Raw genomic sequence first — 866 nt, forward strand, 5'->3', positions numbered from 1 at the left:
GTCACTTCTCTTGTGCCAATGAATTCGGGCGATAAACCCGTCACCTGATTAATTGCTTCCTTAGCTTCATTAAACAGTTGGAAAAACCCCGTTGGAAATTCTGCTACGGGTTTGGGTTGGATCTTTCCTTGTGCAAGGGCGCCATCTTCAGCAACTAGCAACGCATCAGCCCGCGACCAATCTTGCATAGCCTGCCTGATGTCCTTAAATGCCCCTTCCTCGACAATAAGCCCCCCTTTGGATTGGCTATTAAGGATATACATCACTTGACTGAAATATTTATTCGCCCACCGCTGAGGGTCTTTTGTAGGACGCACAACCCCATAAAATTGCCGTTCTATCTTGTCAAAATACCCCGTTATACACTCCCAACCCAATTGACCCGCTGGAACCATGGGTTGATCGGGGCATAGCAAAACCTTCCTGCCTAAAAAAGCGCGCTTAACAACCTTTTTATTAAAAGCCGCCCCTTGAATATTAGGCATCATGCACTGTAGCTGCTTAAATTCTTCCTCGCTATAATCACGAAGTTCTCCAGTACTTAAATCGGGCGCTTTGTAATACCTCTCGCTTTCAAACCAACGGCATTCAACAAGTGTTCAAGGCATTGATTTATAATCATAATCTAGCGTTATTCATATTGAATGAGAACCCTGAATAACGTAAGATTCTCTCATCTTAAATCTGTGTATCTTGAATCAATCAAAATCACTTGCTTGCACGTCACAAGCGGGGTTGATGTGTGGGTAAAAACTATAGCAGAAAGGAGTAAAAATGGTTCTTATGAATCGTCTTAATGCAAGGGCTGTCGCAACATTGGGAGCTGGCAAATATAATGATGGTGCCGGCTTGTTACTTCATAAGCG

At 43.5% G+C, this 866-nt stretch carries 1 pseudogene; it reads right to left on the minus strand.

Annotated features, from left to right (window positions below):
• Positions 1-599, minus strand: a pseudogene (locus tag ACFIKG_RS09520) (phage portal protein); the annotation flags it as partial.
• Between the last annotated feature and the right edge of the window lie 267 nt (positions 600-866).

This window comes from Bartonella sp. LB28NMGDW (assembly GCF_042194435.1).
In the GTDB taxonomy this organism is placed as follows: Bacteria; Pseudomonadota; Alphaproteobacteria; order Rhizobiales; family Rhizobiaceae; genus Bartonella; species Bartonella grahamii.